At 40.9% G+C, this 16,341-nt stretch carries 13 protein-coding genes and 1 tRNA gene; 4 read left to right on the plus strand and 10 right to left on the minus strand.

Going from position 1 to position 16,341, the window contains the following annotated elements; translation table 11 throughout:
* Positions 1-237 precede the first annotated feature (237 nt).
* The 3 genes from gatB (at position 238) to ACS8FC_RS09460 (ending at position 2,946) form a co-directional block, all read left to right on the plus strand.
* Positions 238-1,740, plus strand: a complete 1,503-nt coding sequence (gene gatB / locus ACS8FC_RS09450; protein WP_439296555.1) for an Asp-tRNA(Asn)/Glu-tRNA(Gln) amidotransferase subunit GatB — start codon at positions 238-240, stop codon at positions 1,738-1,740.
* Positions 1,741-1,854: 114 nt separating this feature from the next.
* Positions 1,855-1,931 (plus strand) — tRNA-Pro (locus ACS8FC_RS09455).
* 214 nt (positions 1,932-2,145) lie between these two features.
* Positions 2,146-2,946 (plus strand): hypothetical protein, encoded by an 801-nt coding sequence (locus ACS8FC_RS09460; RefSeq protein ID WP_439296556.1) that lies wholly within the window; start codon positions 2,146-2,148, stop codon positions 2,944-2,946.
* A 365-nt stretch (positions 2,947-3,311) separates the two neighbouring features.
* Here the strand turns inward: ACS8FC_RS09460 and ACS8FC_RS09465 are convergent, their stop codons facing one another.
* The gene (locus tag ACS8FC_RS09465) at positions 3,312-3,614 is read right to left on the minus strand and encodes a monooxygenase (protein WP_439296557.1); all 303 of its coding nucleotides are present in this window, start codon (positions 3,612-3,614) and stop codon (positions 3,312-3,314) included.
* Positions 3,615-3,767: 153 nt separating this feature from the next.
* Here ACS8FC_RS09465 and ACS8FC_RS09470 point away from each other — a divergent pair, with 153 nt between their 5' ends.
* Positions 3,768-4,730, plus strand: a complete 963-nt coding sequence (locus ACS8FC_RS09470) for a DUF1853 family protein (protein ID WP_439296558.1) — start codon at positions 3,768-3,770, stop codon at positions 4,728-4,730.
* Between the two features lie 7 nt (positions 4,731-4,737).
* Here ACS8FC_RS09470 and ACS8FC_RS09475 read toward each other — a convergent pair whose 3' ends face one another.
* The 9 genes from ACS8FC_RS09475 to trpB form a co-directional block, all read right to left on the minus strand.
* On the minus strand, positions 4,738-5,955 hold the full coding sequence (locus ACS8FC_RS09475) for a hypothetical protein (RefSeq protein ID WP_439296559.1): 1,218 nt from the start codon (positions 5,953-5,955) through the stop codon (positions 4,738-4,740).
* Positions 5,956-6,132: 177 nt separating this feature from the next.
* Positions 6,133-7,656 carry a hypothetical protein gene (locus tag ACS8FC_RS09480; RefSeq protein ID WP_439296560.1) on the minus strand — a complete coding sequence of 508 codons (1,524 nt, stop codon included), beginning with the start codon at positions 7,654-7,656 and terminating at the stop codon, positions 6,133-6,135.
* A 288-nt stretch (positions 7,657-7,944) separates the two neighbouring features.
* Positions 7,945-8,490, minus strand: coding sequence for a DUF2726 domain-containing protein (locus ACS8FC_RS09485; RefSeq protein WP_439263244.1), 546 nt, complete (start codon positions 8,488-8,490; stop codon positions 7,945-7,947).
* A 287-nt stretch (positions 8,491-8,777) separates the two neighbouring features.
* Complete coding sequence (locus ACS8FC_RS09490) at positions 8,778-9,965, minus strand: LysM peptidoglycan-binding domain-containing protein (protein WP_439296561.1); 1,188 nt, start codon at positions 9,963-9,965, stop codon at positions 8,778-8,780.
* Between the two features lie 206 nt (positions 9,966-10,171).
* Positions 10,172-11,545: a bifunctional tetrahydrofolate synthase/dihydrofolate synthase gene (gene folC, locus ACS8FC_RS09495; protein ID WP_439296562.1), complete on the minus strand. Its 1,374-nt coding sequence runs from the start codon at positions 11,543-11,545 to the stop codon at positions 10,172-10,174.
* 254 nt (positions 11,546-11,799) lie between these two features.
* Positions 11,800-12,750, minus strand: coding sequence for an acetyl-CoA carboxylase, carboxyltransferase subunit beta (gene accD / locus ACS8FC_RS09500; protein WP_439296602.1), 951 nt, complete (start codon positions 12,748-12,750; stop codon positions 11,800-11,802).
* A gap of 254 nt (positions 12,751-13,004) precedes the next feature.
* Entirely contained in the window at positions 13,005-13,829 is an 825-nt protein-coding gene (gene trpA / locus ACS8FC_RS09505; protein WP_439296563.1) for a tryptophan synthase subunit alpha, read from the minus strand.
* A 17-nt stretch (positions 13,830-13,846) separates the two neighbouring features.
* Positions 13,847-14,617 (minus strand): hypothetical protein, encoded by a 771-nt coding sequence (locus ACS8FC_RS09510; RefSeq protein WP_439296564.1) that lies wholly within the window; start codon positions 14,615-14,617, stop codon positions 13,847-13,849.
* 407 nt (positions 14,618-15,024) lie between these two features.
* The gene (trpB, locus tag ACS8FC_RS09515) at positions 15,025-16,299 is read right to left on the minus strand and encodes a tryptophan synthase subunit beta (protein ID WP_439296565.1); all 1,275 of its coding nucleotides are present in this window, start codon (positions 16,297-16,299) and stop codon (positions 15,025-15,027) included.
* Positions 16,300-16,341 lie beyond the last annotated feature (42 nt).

Consider the following 16,341-nt stretch of genomic DNA (forward strand, 5'->3'; position numbering starts at 1 on the left):
TTGGTACTAGAGAATAGTGAAGTCTGCCATAACAAGATCGTTTAGCCTCGATTGAGGAAAAGCGAAGCACTGTTTTGTTCGAGCTTAAGGGGTTTTGTATTATCGTAAATTTTGTAGCAAAGAGTAGCGAAAAGCAGGATAAGCTACAAAAAATTTATTGCAAATAATGATAGTAAGTCACGACTATAACTTTATAGCTTAACGATTATTTATTTTAATTTTTGATAGGATTTTATAATGGAAATGACAGAATTTGCAGTTCGCAAAGAATTGCTCGTCGATGGTTACGAGGTGGTGATCGGGATTGAGATTCATTGTCAGCTAAATACCGAAAGCAAGTTATTCTCGAGCGCACCGACCGACTTCGGTCATGAGCCAAATAGCCAGGCCAGCATCGTCGATTTGGGTCTGCCTGGTGTTTTGCCAGTTTTAAATGCTGGAGTGGTCGATCGTGCCCTAAAATTTGGCATTGGTGTCAATGCTGAGCTGGGGTTATTCAACACTTTTGATCGCAAAAACTATTTTTACCCTGATTTACCTAAAGGCTACCAGATTACCCAGATGGTCCACCCTATCGTTGGCAAAGGTTATATCGATGTGGTGGTGAATGAAGGCGAGAAAAACGAGTACCCAAAACGCATGGGTATCACACGCGCGCATTTAGAAGAAGACGCTGGTAAATCCGTACATGATGCTGTCGATGGTATGACGGGCGTCGATCTAAACCGTGCGGGTACGCCGCTGGTCGAAATTGTCTCTGAGCCAGACATGCGCTCTGCTCACGAAGCACTTGCTTATATAAAAGCCATTCATCAGCTGGTTACGTGGCTTGGCATCTCAGATGCTGTTATGGCAGAAGGCTCATTTCGCTGTGACTGTAACGTCTCTGTGCGTAAACCAGGCGACGAGCTTGGCACACGAACTGAGCTGAAAAACCTAAACTCGTTCCGCTTTATCGAACGTGCCATCAATCGCGAAATCGAGCGTCAAATCGATATCATCGAGGATGGCGGTCAAGTCGTGCAAGCAACGATGCTCTATGATCCAGAGCGCGATGAAACGCGTACCATGCGTACCAAAGAGGACGCCAACGACTATCGCTACTTCCCTGACCCTGACTTGCTGCCAGTACGTATTGAGCAGCATACGATTGATGAGATTAAAGCGGCAATGCCTGAGCTACCTGTTGCTCGACGTGCGCGTTTTGAAGAGGCGCTCGGTCTGTCAGAGTACGATGCTCGTATATTGACCGGTAGCCGCCAGCTTGCCGATTATTTTGAAGATGTAGTCGCAGAGATCGGGCAGCAAGATGCGAAGATGGCCGGCAACTGGGTCATGGGCGAGCTGCTGGGTGCATTGAATAAAGATGATAAAGACATCGTTGACTCCCCTATCAGCGCTAAGCAATTGGCTGGTATGCTGGAGCGTATCAAAGACGACACTCTATCTGGCAAATTGGCTAAGAAAGTCTTTAGTGCCTTATATGAACGCGAAGGTGGCAACGATGATGACGCAGCAGATAAAATCATCGAAGAAAAAGGACTTAAGCAAGAAACCGATACGGGCGCCATTAAGGCCATGGTTGAAGACGTCATTGCAAACAATCAAACGATGGTAGATGAGTATAAAGGCGGTAAGCAAAAAGCCTTTAATGGTCTGGTCGGTCAAGTCATGAAAGCCAGTCGCGGTAGTGCCAACCCACAGCAAGTCAATCAGATTTTAAAAGAGCTGCTGGATTAAGACGAATGGCCAATCTGTCATACTAACTATGGTACGTAGAAATGTGTTGTAAATTTTAAGCAAAACAAATAGCTCTTGCAATATGCCTAATTTTGCGTAAAATAGTCAGTCATTCGGGGCGTAGCGCAGTCTGGTAGCGCACCACACTGGGGGTGTGGTGGTCGCAGGTTCAAATCCTGCCGTTCCGACCAAACATAGTAGTAATAGAGAAAAGCCAATCATTGTTTTCAATGGTTGGCTTTTTTTGTGCTAAATTTGGATGGTGATTATATGATAATTGATAGAGAAAAAAATAATGAAAATTCTGTAAGACATGATGAACAATCGAAAGCCAGTCATCCATATAGTTTTAGGTTGGCTTGTCTTATATCTACTTTGATTTAATGGTGTGTAGAGGTGTGAATTATGAAAAGTCTTAGTGATTATTTAAATATTGAAGACACTGTTAAATTTATCAAAGAGGTAACGAAAGTACCTTTTTTTGATAAGGGTAACTTATTTGATCTCGTAATAAAAAAGGAGCTACAGCCTATAATTTATTTTGATGGTTATGGCTCAACATGGAGAAACAAACTATATTCACCCTACCCTGAAGATTTTGAAAACATAAACGAATGGTCAGGAGGTCTAGAGTACTCAGCACAATCAAATCATGTTAAAGGATATTTTTATATTTTACATGGTGAAGCTATTATGAATTCTAAAAACATAATAACACACAGACGGTTCATTATTCAGAATTTAGTAGATTATCAAATCATACCTGACTACTCTCTACCGAATCGAGGATCAAACTCAAAAGGGGATATATTCAGGAGAACACCTCTATATGTAGCTGACCATATTTTATTATCTACTGAAAATCCAAAAGATGAGATTATAGAACCGTATTTTAGTGAAAGCGATATTAAATTTTGTGTTTTGGATCTGATAAACATGATTGATAAAAATGGATATTATTCAGATGTCGAGGCGATTGAGCCAAACGAATCTCCTGATGACGAGCCAACACATCATAAAACTATTAATTCTATGGCAACATTAATAGCGACCCTTCTCAAACTGGCAAGTTATGATAAACAAGAACTGGAAAATCCTCATGGCACTATTAATAAAGAAATCATAGCAAAAGCTGAGGGACTAGGTCTAACTCTAGGTAAAGACTTCATTGCAAAATGGCTAAAGAAAGCTGATGAAGTTCTATAGAACTTTGCCATTTTCTATATAGAACTATCGAATGACCTTACTTCATAAACTAGCAACCATAAGCCGTAGCAATCAAGTTACGGTAAATTATGGAGCTATAAAAATGACACGCTTAGAAAAAGCTAAAGTTTCAATCAGCACAAAACTATCAGTCCAAAAGCTATTCAACAAACTACCCAAATGGTCGTTTGTTATATTAAAATTTTTGATCATTATCTTAGTACCTTTATTATCAAATGCACCAGATATTCAGCTTAACTTTTATATGATTAATATCATGCTCTAAGTATAGAAGACACAACAAAAAAGCCAGCCATTGAACCCAATAACTAGCTTTTTTTATACTAACTACTATCGATTCATTACTAAAAAGACGCTTTCGTAATCTTACTCAGCGCTTCATTAATTTTAAAAGCTTTAGACTTAATATCAGTGAAGCCAAACGACTCTAAACGCTCAGTATGTTTAGCAAGGTATCGATTGGCGTCATCTAAATTATCAAACACATAAATACCGCCCGCTTCTTGCGTCTCTTCGTTTTCTGTCCATAGCTTATAGACTAAACCTTGCTCGTTTGCGATATCTTTAGCAAGCTCTTGCATAGATTCAAAGAACTTATCGCCAAAAGGGCCGCTATAAGGGAAGTCGATTTGCAAAAGGTATTTCATAGTTTAATCCTCATTATCTTTGATAGCTTGTTTTATGATCGACAGAGGCTACGCTGCTAGATACGTTCAATCTTAACATAGTACGATTGACTATAGACTTTTGCCAAGCGAGCAGTTAGGGTAAATGCTCTACAACTTACTTCGGTTTATTCTATGTCCGAGCCTATCGCTCATTCATTGTCCACACTTACAAATCCTGCGCCTTGGGAAGCGTACCAGCGTCCTTATGTGCGTGATTTGGCTTATGTGCTGGCGTGCCCCAATGTATTGACAGGATGGCTGGATTTTGCACCCTATCAGAACACTCATACAGTATCGGTACACAGTGCCAGCTTTTGGCAGCAGCAGTTTGACGCATATCAGCAGCGTTTAGAAGAGCTTGATACCACCAATGCTTATCAGGAGCTAACGCGCTATCTACTGACACGACCCAGTCCCAATCGTTTGGGTTTTCACTTTGAGGGATTATTATCTTTTTGGTTAGCAGATGGTTTTGCGCGTCAGTTGCATCCATACGAGACACTCGCTAGTAATGTACAGCTATTTAATGGCAAACAAACCTCTGGCGAGCTTGATTTGATTTTATACAACCACAAGGAGACAGTCACTGAACATTGGGAACTGGCCATTAAGTTTTTTATGGGATCAGCCCCTTTTGCGCCCGAAAATTGGGTTGGGATTAACTCAAACGACAATCTACAGCGCAAAATGACCCATATGCAGACCAAACAATTTCGTACTATATGGGTAGATACTAGGGATCATGGACAAGTCAAAATTGATAAGCGTTATGGTGTTATAAAAGGACGGTTCTTTTTACCCATCAATACGACTGATTTTATTTATCCTGATTGGCTTTCACCAAGCTTTCCTATGCATGAATGGTGCGATAAATGGGATAAGGATAATCTAACGACAATTGATATGACGAGCCTTCGACGCGCAAATTATATCGAATGGTTTACGAAACGCAGCTTTTATGACAGCTACGATGGTCAGAAGCCCCAGATAGTGTGGCCAGACGATACGCTACCTAGAACAGGGCTATACTTTGAAGGTGATAAGCCGATAGTCATTTATCCCAAGCAGCGTGACCCTAAACTGGATGATACTTAATGTTAACCTACCATGAGTAACGTCCATATAAGCTAACCTCACTGCGCTGGGCTTTTTCTGAGTCAAGACTATCGGTGAGTAACTTGATACCACCATACTGACTATCTACAGCAAGTCCCAACGCTTGTGTTTGCGGCTCTATTAAACCAGTAATAGTGAGTGGATAGTAATCTTCATTGGTTTGATAGCCTGCTGACAACTGATATAAGCCTTGGATATCATTCACTTGACCATGGACACCGAGCTGCCATTGAGGGTTTAGCTGATGTATGAGACTACCTTCCACGCGCCATGGCAATGTTTGCGTAATATCATCAATGTCGAGTTGACCTTCGGTCATATCTACGGGTCGTCTATTGGCATCATAATCTAGTACATATTGCGTACTAGGCGTGTCTTTCCAATGCATACGTCCCAGAATATCGTAACCACGGATAGATAACTGCGTACGATCGGTTAATGCGCCTGTCAAATTCATATCTAACGAATAACCATAACCCGTTGGTTTGTTGGGATGCCAGTTTAGATCCTCCTCCCCAAGTGCTGGCTCATCGTAATAATAATCTACATAAGTATTCGTTCTATTTAGACGGTCTATATTTCTAACTGTTTCGCCAGCAGGGTATGCTTGTGATGTAATACTGCCGCTAGCTTCACCGTCAAGCAAATGCAAACCTTTCCAAATGTTGGCATAAGTGGTCAGCTGCCAATTGGGCGTTAATTGCTGAGCAAAACCTACGTTTGCGCCAACACGTTCATTATGCTGTGCCTCTAACTCTAAAGCATAAGTTTGATTTTGATTGGGGAGCTGGTTGTTTTGATACTGCCAATATAAGTCTGCGGTTTCTTGATTAAAGGTCATCAAATAGTCATAACGCCATGCCAAACCATAGCTGATCGGACTGTCAGCTGGGCGTACATTGAGTGACGCGCGCCCCTGCGCGTAAGCATGGGTACCAGACTCTAACGGCGCATCCCAATCCTTGATAAAAGCTGCAATAGGCTGCGCTGGACTATGAGCACTCGCCATCACTATCCAATCAATTTGTGTGTCTGGCTTCTTAGAAGCTATCAATGGCGTAGACACTAAAGATGGCATTAGGTTTTTCTCTAAAATGAAGTCATCACCAGTAAGTTGATAAGTTACTGACGGCTCTTGCGCGATAGCAGAGATTGAAATACCTGTACTTATAATAATCAATATATTGCGTGTGATAGTGACCATTTGATCGTGTACCTGAGAAGACTTGATAGATTGAGGTGAAAGAAAACTTTGTATAAATGGCATATGAATGAATGGGCGCAAAAAAGCACAATCTTCTTCCATAAATTAAAAAGCACAAAAAAGAGACAGGGCTAGCTGTCTCTTTTTGTCCATGATCAATATCTCAAATACATATCATCACTGGCCTAGAGGAATAAATCTGTTGTCTTTAAATTTGGCGCTTACTGTACCGTTGTTCTGTAATAGCTCACCAAAGACTTTACCATTGACCTTGATATCAGCAAATTTACCAGTTTTGGGGTCTTGTATGATGAATTTATTATCGACATCGAATTTTAGCTTAATGGCGGCATTATTTTGGGTAATATCAAGCTGTGTACACTTGCAACTGATATTATATTGAGTGTCCAAGATGGTTTTACCTGTCACGTACAGACTTTTACCGTCTACGCTTGCTTTCAAACCTTGCAGTTCTACCACATCACGCGCTGTACGTTTTAGGTTCGCTTGAATATCTAAAGGTATAATTGCAGTCGAAGTCGCAGTCTCTTTTGTCACGTTACCCTTAAGAGACATGACAATTTCTACTCCAACGAACTTACCAGCAGCCTCTTCAATATTACCTTCTTGGGTCACTTTGATGACGTTTTTGATATCGGTTTCATTAGCAACCGCGTTTAGCGAAATGGCGACATCTGTTGCAGGCTTTTCTTTGAGTAATTCGCCCGTCAGCTTAATAGCGGTTGGCAAAGTTCTGACCACCAAGGTGCCATCAGCAAGCTTGCGACTCATATCTAAAAACCCTAGCTCAACGTCACGGGCTTCAATGATACTATCGTTAGCTTTAAGTTTTACATTATCCAGTTTAATGACCGCTTTTTCTAAAGTAATGCCGGCTCTATTGACATCATTTATATCAAACTCATCATTAACCAAGACTTTATCACTGAATTGCGCATTAACCGTTGCGCCTTGTGAAGTTGAGCTCAAAACGACAGCGTCCGCTTTTGAACCAATGCCAAGACGATTGAAGCCATAACGGCCTGTAAAATCATCAGTACTGGTATTAGAAGCCAATGAGTTTTCAAATTTATCGTAGGTTATCTTGAAAGAATCTTTGGTTACTGTTGTGTCTATATCATTGGTTAGCGGATTATAGTTATGTTCCAAACGTTCACTATTCACAAGCGTAGTACCAGATAGTTTGAATTTGCCATTGGCATCAAGCGTTGCAAGAAAATCATCGCTTGGCTGTAGCTTATTATTATAAAATCTGTCCCAATAAAAATCGCTTTCTAAGTTGTTATCTATTACTTCTTGCAGATCGCCATTATCCCTTAAGTAAGCAACATCTGCTGCATCCAATTTTGCTATTGAATTCTCTTTCATATACCCATGTAAACCTTCAGCGATATCAAAGGTTAGGTTTACTCGGGCTTGCTGCTGTTCGGTCAAAATCTCACTAGCGTCTTCATAAGCATCTTCGATTGCTTTGTTATCTAAAATAAACTGCTTTGCAGTATTGATGATGCTTTTAGCTTGCTCAAGCTCAGACAATTTATTGTTTACAGGAGGCTTAGAAGGTACAGCTGAGCCATTATTGTTAGAGGCCGTAGTGCTAGTATTGTCACTATCGCTACCGCACCCTGCTAATGCTAAAGTGCTGGCGAATGCTAGCGCAGTCAGTTTAAAAAACTTCATAAAACAATCCTTTATTGGTAAGACCTAGTTGAGGTAATGACAGTAAATGTGATTTGAATAGATGATTGACCGACTTAACACTAACAAAACTTCAATCAAAACTTATGTTCACTAATCAATAATGGAATAGTATAATTATTTACTGCCCAAGTCCATACAATAATCCGTTGTATTGTAAAAGATATTCAAACGTTGGCAAAGAAGTCTATGGGTTTCATAATAAAAAGAAGCCAGATACAAGCAGTACCTGACTCTGATGAACTGACAGTCAATGAATTAGCAATAGTATTACGCTTCATAAGTTTCAATAACCTGCATCAGCTCGTATCTCAGTATATCGACACTTGGTATGCGCTCAGCATGAAACCTGACAATCGGGATCCCTGCGCTTGCTAGCGCTTTGTCCTTTTTGTCATCAGCCTTTTGTCTTGATTTACTAGTATGCGTCCAGTCGTCAAGCTCGATGGCAACCAATGTCGTCTGCGCATCGATATCAGTAATAACATAATCGACACTTTGACGGCAGATACGGTTGAACCAAAAGCTACGCTCAGAGGCTTCTTCACTATCAGCATTGATGATACGAGAAAGTTGAACTTGTACAAATATATGATATTCAGGCAGTGCGTTTTTGAGCTTTTGAAAAAATATGACCTCAGTATCTGTCATGATAGGCATCGGTGCAAACGGCCAAATAGCCAGGTCGTCACCGCGTACAGGAGCTGGATTAGGTTCGGTATTTTTATGAGCTTGATGTCTTGATAATAGCTTTGGTAAGACAATGAACCCCAAAAAACCTACGGCTAATACCAAGAACACAATGCCAAACGACATAATCACACCTTATAAAGTTTTAAAACGATTAACTTTAGAGGTTTCTAAATAGTCAATCGTAACGTAGCAACCACTATTGGCTAACACGTTCTACAGAGAAAAGTAAATGAGCCATAAATAGGGCTTATATTATCTAAGCAATACTATCTGAGCTAATAATTAGTTACAATTTATAAATTAAAAAAACACGACAGCAGGTGTCGTGTTTTGAATGTTATGTGAGTAAAGGTATTATCAAAATCTAGTATATTAACCAGCTTTTATATTCAATAAAATCTATCGAAAATTTAACGCCAATACAGTACCCACGCTCCTGAGGTGTCAACTTGAGAATCTGTATTAATCTTATCCTTTAGTGCCAATGCAGCTACTTTTCCGCGCTCAGGGCCGACGATGACGCGTACACCGCGACTAGTAACACTGGTTTTGACTTGATAGCCGGCAGCTTTAAACTTTTTGGCTACTTCATCAGCTGAAGACTGATTGCTTGCCAAAGCGACTTGTACCCCGAAGCTGCCTTTTGCATCAGTTTCTCGAACTTCTTTACGCGCTTCGCGTAGCTTTTGTTGAGCTTCTCGTTTGGCATCAGCGGACTTTTTAGCGGCAGCTGCTTCACGCTCTAGGCGCTCAACCTGCTTACGTGATGGAATAGTTAGCTCTTGTCCGACTTGTAATGAAGTAGATGAGGATATATCGTTGGCTTGAGCCAGAGCTTCAACTGGCACATTATACTGGCGTGCTAGTTTGATTAAACCATCACCTCTTTTGACAGTATAATCTGTAGAGGCTGTCGGTGCAGCTGTTTTGGTGGCTTGCTCTTCAGCCTGCTTCTGCTGTTTGGCTGCTGCTTGTGCTTCTGCCTTTTTCTTAGCATCAGCTTTTTTCTTAGCTTCTGCTTCTGCTTCTTTTTTAGCCTGAGCTTCAGCTTGCTCTTTTGCTTCAGCTCGCTTTTCGTTATCTGCTAATTTTTTTGCTTCGGCCTGTTGAGCAGCTTTTTTGGCTTCTTCTTTCTCAGCCGCTTGAGCTTTTTGTTTTTCTTCATTGGTTGTGTTTGTTGTGGCATCAGTACGCGCTTGCACAGTTGGTGTTGTAACTGTTGAGCTATTTTCTACTTTCGTATCCTCATCCTCTGCTGGCATAGCGTTGGCAACATACTGCTGGTTTTCTGCGCGAGATTTCGCCAGTGCCTTTGCTTCTGCACTCTCCTGCTCTGCCAAAAACTGCTGAGCGCGCTTCTCTTGTTCTGCAACACGAGCCGCACGTTCTTTTTGCTTTTGTGCCAAGATACGTTTTTCAGTTTCGATATCTGTGGTTAATGGTTCTACAGTTGTTTGTTCAGTTGATGATTTTTCGACGATAGCAGCGGGCGTTGCTGGCTTATCATTAGTACCGATTTGTTGCACCATGGCGTATAGCATGACGCTACCGCCTATAATCATCCCGATGCCCAATAAGGCTTGTCTCGAAAAATTCATCCGTTTACGTCTCTTAGTTGGTTAATAAGGTTGATGGCTAGGCATGACCAGTCTATATCGTCATCTTACTTTACTGCAAAAATTACTGCAAAAATTGTGTCATGTTTATAAAACGCTTTGATTATAAAACATATTTTTCACGCTGTCTGCTATCAGGCATCTGTTAATGCAATTTTTGGACGTCAATCAGCTTTAGGAGATTATAATTATTCGTTTACATCGAGGGTAGTAAGCGCTTCACCGATGGTATGAAAGGAGCCACATACTACAATTAATTCTTGCGCTCCACTGTCTTCGATTACCGCTTGCGTGGCCTGTTGTAAATCAGTATAAACATGTATAGCAGTATCTTCTACGTATGCAGCCAATGCCGCTTGCAACTCCTCCATACTCGCTGCACGAGGATGATCAATCTCTGCAATATACCAATCCGTAATGGGTAATTTGGCTTGCGTTAAATGCTCGACCACCATCTCAATATCTTTATCTGCAAGCATAGAAAACAGCAGCTTAATAGAAGCCATTTGTCCATCATTTAAGACCGCTAGATGCTGTTGCCATAATGGCTTGAGCTGATTTAATAAAAACGTCACGCCCTGCTCATTGTGTGCCACATCAAACAGCCACTGGCGATCAACCATTTGACGATAATCAAAGCGTCCGGCAAGCTTGACTGTCTGTAGTGCGGTTTTGATAGCGTCAATACCGATATCAAGTGGACTTGCCAGCACCGCGGATAGCGCATTGGCAGTATTTACCAATGATAGCTTGGGTTGTGGCAGCTGCAAAGTTATAGCAGCATTGCTATATTGCCACGTGGCAGCGCTAGTGACTATATCCGTTTCTATATCTGGCACGCGATAGCTAAAATCGCGTCCCGCTTGGTAACAGACAACATTATGATCATCGATTTTTTGTTGCACGCTGGCGGGCATGTCAGTTGCACCAAAAATTAATGGAATACCATCACGTAAAATGCCCGCCTTTTCAAAGCCTATAGCATCAACATTATCGCCAAGCCAATCTACATGATCGATGCCAATATTGGTAATCACGGCTAAATCTGCATCAATGATGTTGGTCACATCCAAGCGGCCGCCCAATCCCACTTCTAGCACCCACACATCACAATCAGCTTCAGCAAAAATCAAAAGCGCTGCCAAAGTCGTTATCTCAAAAAACGATAACGTTAAATCACAAGCAAGCCGTGCCTGCTCAACCTTCTCGAAAGCAGCAATCAAGGTCTGATCGCTTGCCATCTGACCATCGATACGCACGCGCTCATTAAAATCAACCAGATGCGGCGATTGATATAACGCGGTTTTGTAACCAGCTGCGCGGCACACATCGCTGATAACGGCAGTCGTTGAGCCTTTACCATTGGTGCCTGCGACAGTGAAGACAAAGGCATCGTCTTTTGCTGATTGCACCACGCCCAAATAATTAGCCACTGGCAATACACGTGATAATCCCATATCAATAGCAGAAACATGAATCTGCTGCATATAATCTAGCCATGCAGTCAAGCTTGATTGTGCCGTTGGACTGGTCACGGTAGTAGCGTGATTCGATGAGGACATAAAAACACCTTAAAGTAAAAAGCAGCCAAGATATACAGCTGCCAAAAGCGTCATTATACAATGCTTATAACCATATAATGAGTTCAGTATAAAAATGATACGGCAGGACTGATATCTAATGTATGCGCCTTATTTGAAATCGACCATATTCAAACCCCAAAAATTAAAAATAGCATTTATCATCAATGACGATAAATGCTATTTAAAGGGTAAGCCAAACATGCGACATACAAAAACTTAAGTACTCACACAATTTAGGCGTCTACATTATCCGTATGCGTAAGCTTAGCTAGCAGACGATAAATGGTATCAATCATCTGATGACGATGTACCACTTCATCAACCACGCCATGCTCTAACAAAAACTCAGCACGCTGAAACGGCTCTTCTAACGTCTCGCGCACCGTTTGCTCGATCACGCGCTTACCTGCAAAACCAATCATCGCTTTTGGCTCCGCCAGATGAACATCACCAAGCATGGCAAGAGAAGCGGTCACCCCGCCATAAACTGGATTGGTCAGTACCACAATATAAGGAACGCCAGCAATTCTTAGGCGTTCAACAGCAGCGGCAGTACGTGCCATCTGCATTAAGGACAGTAAACCCTCTTGCATACGCGCGCCACCTGAGGCTGCAAAACATACTAAAGGTTTTTTGTCTTTGAGTGCTTTTTCAGCAGCTTGTACAAACCGATCGCCAACGACCGATCCCATAGAACCACCCATAAAGCGAAAATCAAAGGCGCAAGCAACCACATCAAGGTTGCGTAACTTACCATGCAAAACAATTAGAGCTTCTGTCTCGCCAGTCTTAGTCTTAGCCTCAGTCATGCGCTGGGGGTATGGTTTGCTATCTACAAACCCAAGAGGGTCTTTGGCGCTAAATTCTTGTCCAAGCTCTCCATCTACTTGATCCAAAAACCACTGTAGACGTTCACGCGCAGTCATTGGTAGATGATGATCACAGTGCGGGCAGACATAACAGTTAAAAATCAGTGCTGTATTGGTAATCATTGAATGACAATTGGTACATTCTGTAGACGGCTCGGTTTCCACTGCAGTCAGCGTAGCGGTTAATTGCTGCTTGATACCCGGTACTGGGCGATCAAACCATGATTGACCAGCTTGAGAGTTATCTGTAGGAGGGCTAGCATCATCACTTTGAGTTTTAGGTTTTTTTATAGTATCAGTCATATTATTCGCCATTGTTGAAGGCTTATCGGCAAGCTTGCTCATCTACTTGTCCTTAAGAGTTTAATTGTTGTCTAGTCTAGGAAGCAAATACAGCCATAACATGAGCCGTTATGACTAACACGGTAGCTTATTCGCATTACTATTATCTATGTCATGATAAACAATAAGCTGAATAAATCGAGTAATTGTAACAAATTATACATCATGTTAGTTTACACACGTAAACTAAATATAGCAAAGTGATTTACTGTTATTGTCATCATTACTTAGGCACTCAAACTGTCTAATGCACCGCGTAGCTCATCCATTTTTGCCATGATTTTTTGCTGAGCTGTCGCCACAGCGGTGGCATCATTGGCATCGATATCGGCAAAGTTCTGTACCAATGCACTACCGACGATGACGCCATCTGCATGAGTACCGATCGCTTTGGCAGACGCACCATCACGGATACCAAAACCGACGCATACTGGCAAATCGGTCTCTGCTTTAATCGCTTGAACTTGAGTCGCTACATCGTCAGTATCTAGTGTGGCTGAGCCCGTCACGCCTTTTAGTGATACATAATAAATATAGCCGCCACAATGAGTCAAGACTTGCTCACGGCGCTCAGGCAAAGTGGTTGGCGATAGCAAGAAAATCTCATTCATCGCATGCTCAGTCAAATGCTGAGTGAAGCTGCCCGCCTCTGCTGGTGGCAAATCTACCATCAATAAGCCATCAACGCCTGATTGCTCACACAATGCGACAAAATTGTCATAGCCGATGATTTCAACAGGATTGAGATAACCCATTAGAATGATTGGTGTCTGCGTATCTGTTTGACGGAACTCTGCAACCATTTTTAATGCGTCACGAGTACTGGTACCAGCTGCCAATGCGCGCTCGCCAGCCAATGCAACAGTTGGACCATCAGCCATTGGGTCAGAAAATGGTAATCCAACTTCAATCATATCGGCACCATGCTTGACTAAGTCATGTAGTAAGCCAACAAAGCTATCAGGTGTTGGATCGCCTGCCATTACATAAGGAATCAGAGCTTTTTTATTCTGTGATTTTAAGGTTTTAAATGTGCTTTCAATTCGGGTCATATTATTTCCTATAACTATTAATTTTCTTTGGTCTCTGAATTTTTATCAAGTGACATCTTGCCACCGTTAAATTGAATGTTTGAATTACTGAGACCTTTAAGTATAATTTCATAAGGGTGTGATACTCTTTTCTCTCTTCCACTGTAATTTATTGACATCATTTTTATGATCTCTAGATCATTATCAGTTATTCCATTTTCAATATCCAACTTAGAAATCAAGTTAATTATATTCTGATAATTTCTTTGATTTTCATAAATAGACATAAGTGTAGAAGTCCTACTGTTTGAAGATTTAATAATGTATATGACAAAAAAACCTAAGCTTAAAAATAGACTTATAACTACTATATATTTTTGTATTGAAAACACATCACTTTTTAGAAAGATTAGCAGGAAAAAAGATAGTATCATAGCAAAGACAGAAAACGAAAAAAGATTAATCATTTTATTTCTTAGGCTAAATGCGGATTTATACTCTTGTTTCTGTATTTCCAGTAGATTTTCATTATCATTTTCTGCAATATAATTCTCATATTTTATAAACTCAGAATTTATAAAACCCTTACTGTCAAAATCTTTATAATACTTTTTAAAATTATCACTTATATTATCATTTATAGTTTTAGAAAGTATTGTATTAACTTTTTCTGGTGAATCATAATAACTATTTATTAAACCCTCTAAATTTTTATCTAATTCAGCACTACTAGATGTATTTTCAAGTTTGTTAATCTTTAGATTTATACCTTTGTACTCGTCTACTAACTCCTTATATTTTTTATTCAACTCAATATTTACAGAGTCATTTTTTTGTCCTTCAACGAACTATCTTTTAGAAAAAACAAATCAATAAATTCATTACTTCTACTACGAATAGAAAGAACAAAAACAACAAGAGTAATTATTACTCCTATTAACGCAAATAAAGGAATATCAGATATATTCGAACTTATAAAATACAAAAAGTCCTGCATTGTTATTTCCTAAAGTAAACAACATTAACATTCAAAAAACTTAGCAACTCTCATATTATTGCAGTGTATACAGGTCATTGAAGTAAATATAATAGACCTCTTGTAAAATTGCTAACTGATTGAGCTTCATGAACGAAGCTTCAATGCTTAGCCACTACTTATACAAGAGGTTTAATCTGTAGAATTAGATTTGTTCTATATATTAAACTGTAGGATGTACTACAACTCAATTCCTTCCGCCTTCATTACCGAATGCAAATCTTTATCACCGCGACCTGACATATTGACAATAATCGTTTGATCAGGGGTCATGGTTTTAGCCAGCTTAAGCGCATAGGCAACAGCATGGGCAGATTCGAGCGCAGGGATAATACCTTCTTTACGCGTGGTTTCATGAAAGCCTTCTAACGACTCTTTATCAGTACAACCAACATACTCAACACGTTTCATATCTTTTAAGAAGCTGTGCTCAGGACCGACACCAGGATAATCAAGTCCAGCTGAAATAGAATGCGTCTCTTGAATTTGACCTTCATCATCTGCCATCAGGTAGGTACGGTTGCCATGTAGTACACCGATACGACCAGCAGCTAATGGTGCTGAATGACGACCTGATTCGATACCATCACCTGTCGCTTCCACGCCATACATTTTGACTTCAGTATCGTTTAGGAAATCAAAGAATAAACCAATAGCGTTCGAGCCACCACCGACACATGCAACCAACGCATCCGGTAATTTGCCTGTTTTTTCTAAATGCTGAATACGCGCTTCTTTACCAATAATCGCTTGAAAATCACGTACCAGTAACGGATATGGATGTGGGCCTGCAACCGTACCGATAATATAATAAGTGCTATCGACATTGGTCACCCAGTCGCGCATGGCTTCATTCATCGCGTCTTTGAGCGTGCGTGAGCCAGAAGTGACTGGCACAACCGTTGCACCAAGCAAGCGCATACGATAGACATTCATCTTTTGACGCTCGACATCGTCAGCCCCCATATAGACGATACACTCTAGCCCCAAGCGTGCGGCAATCGTCGCCGTTGCCACGCCGTGCTGTCCTGCACCAGTCTCAGCGATAATACGTTTTTTGCCACACATTTTGGCAAGCAGCGCCTGACCAATGGTGTTATTGACTTTATGCGCGCCTGTATGGTTTAGGTCTTCACGTTTGAAGTAAATTTGCGCACCGCCAATCTCGTCACTCAAACGCTTAGCATGATACAGCGGCGTTGGGCGACCGACATAATTCACCAAATCGTTGTGATACTCCTCCCAGAACGCTGGATCTGCTTTGACTTTGGTATAAAGCGTTTCTAGCTCTTCTAGGGCAGCCATTAGCGTCTCAGAGACAAAACGCCCCCCATGTACACCGAAATGTCCGCGTGCATCAGGATACTGGTTAAAATCCTGTACATTTTCAGGATTGGTAAAAGTATTTACAGATTGTGCGGTAGCAGATAAATCTTTGTTCGCGACATGACTCATGATAATTCCTACTGTAATAAGTGGTATTTTTTAGATAACTAT

The sequence above is a fragment of the Psychrobacter sp. 1Y4 genome (assembly GCF_051847555.1).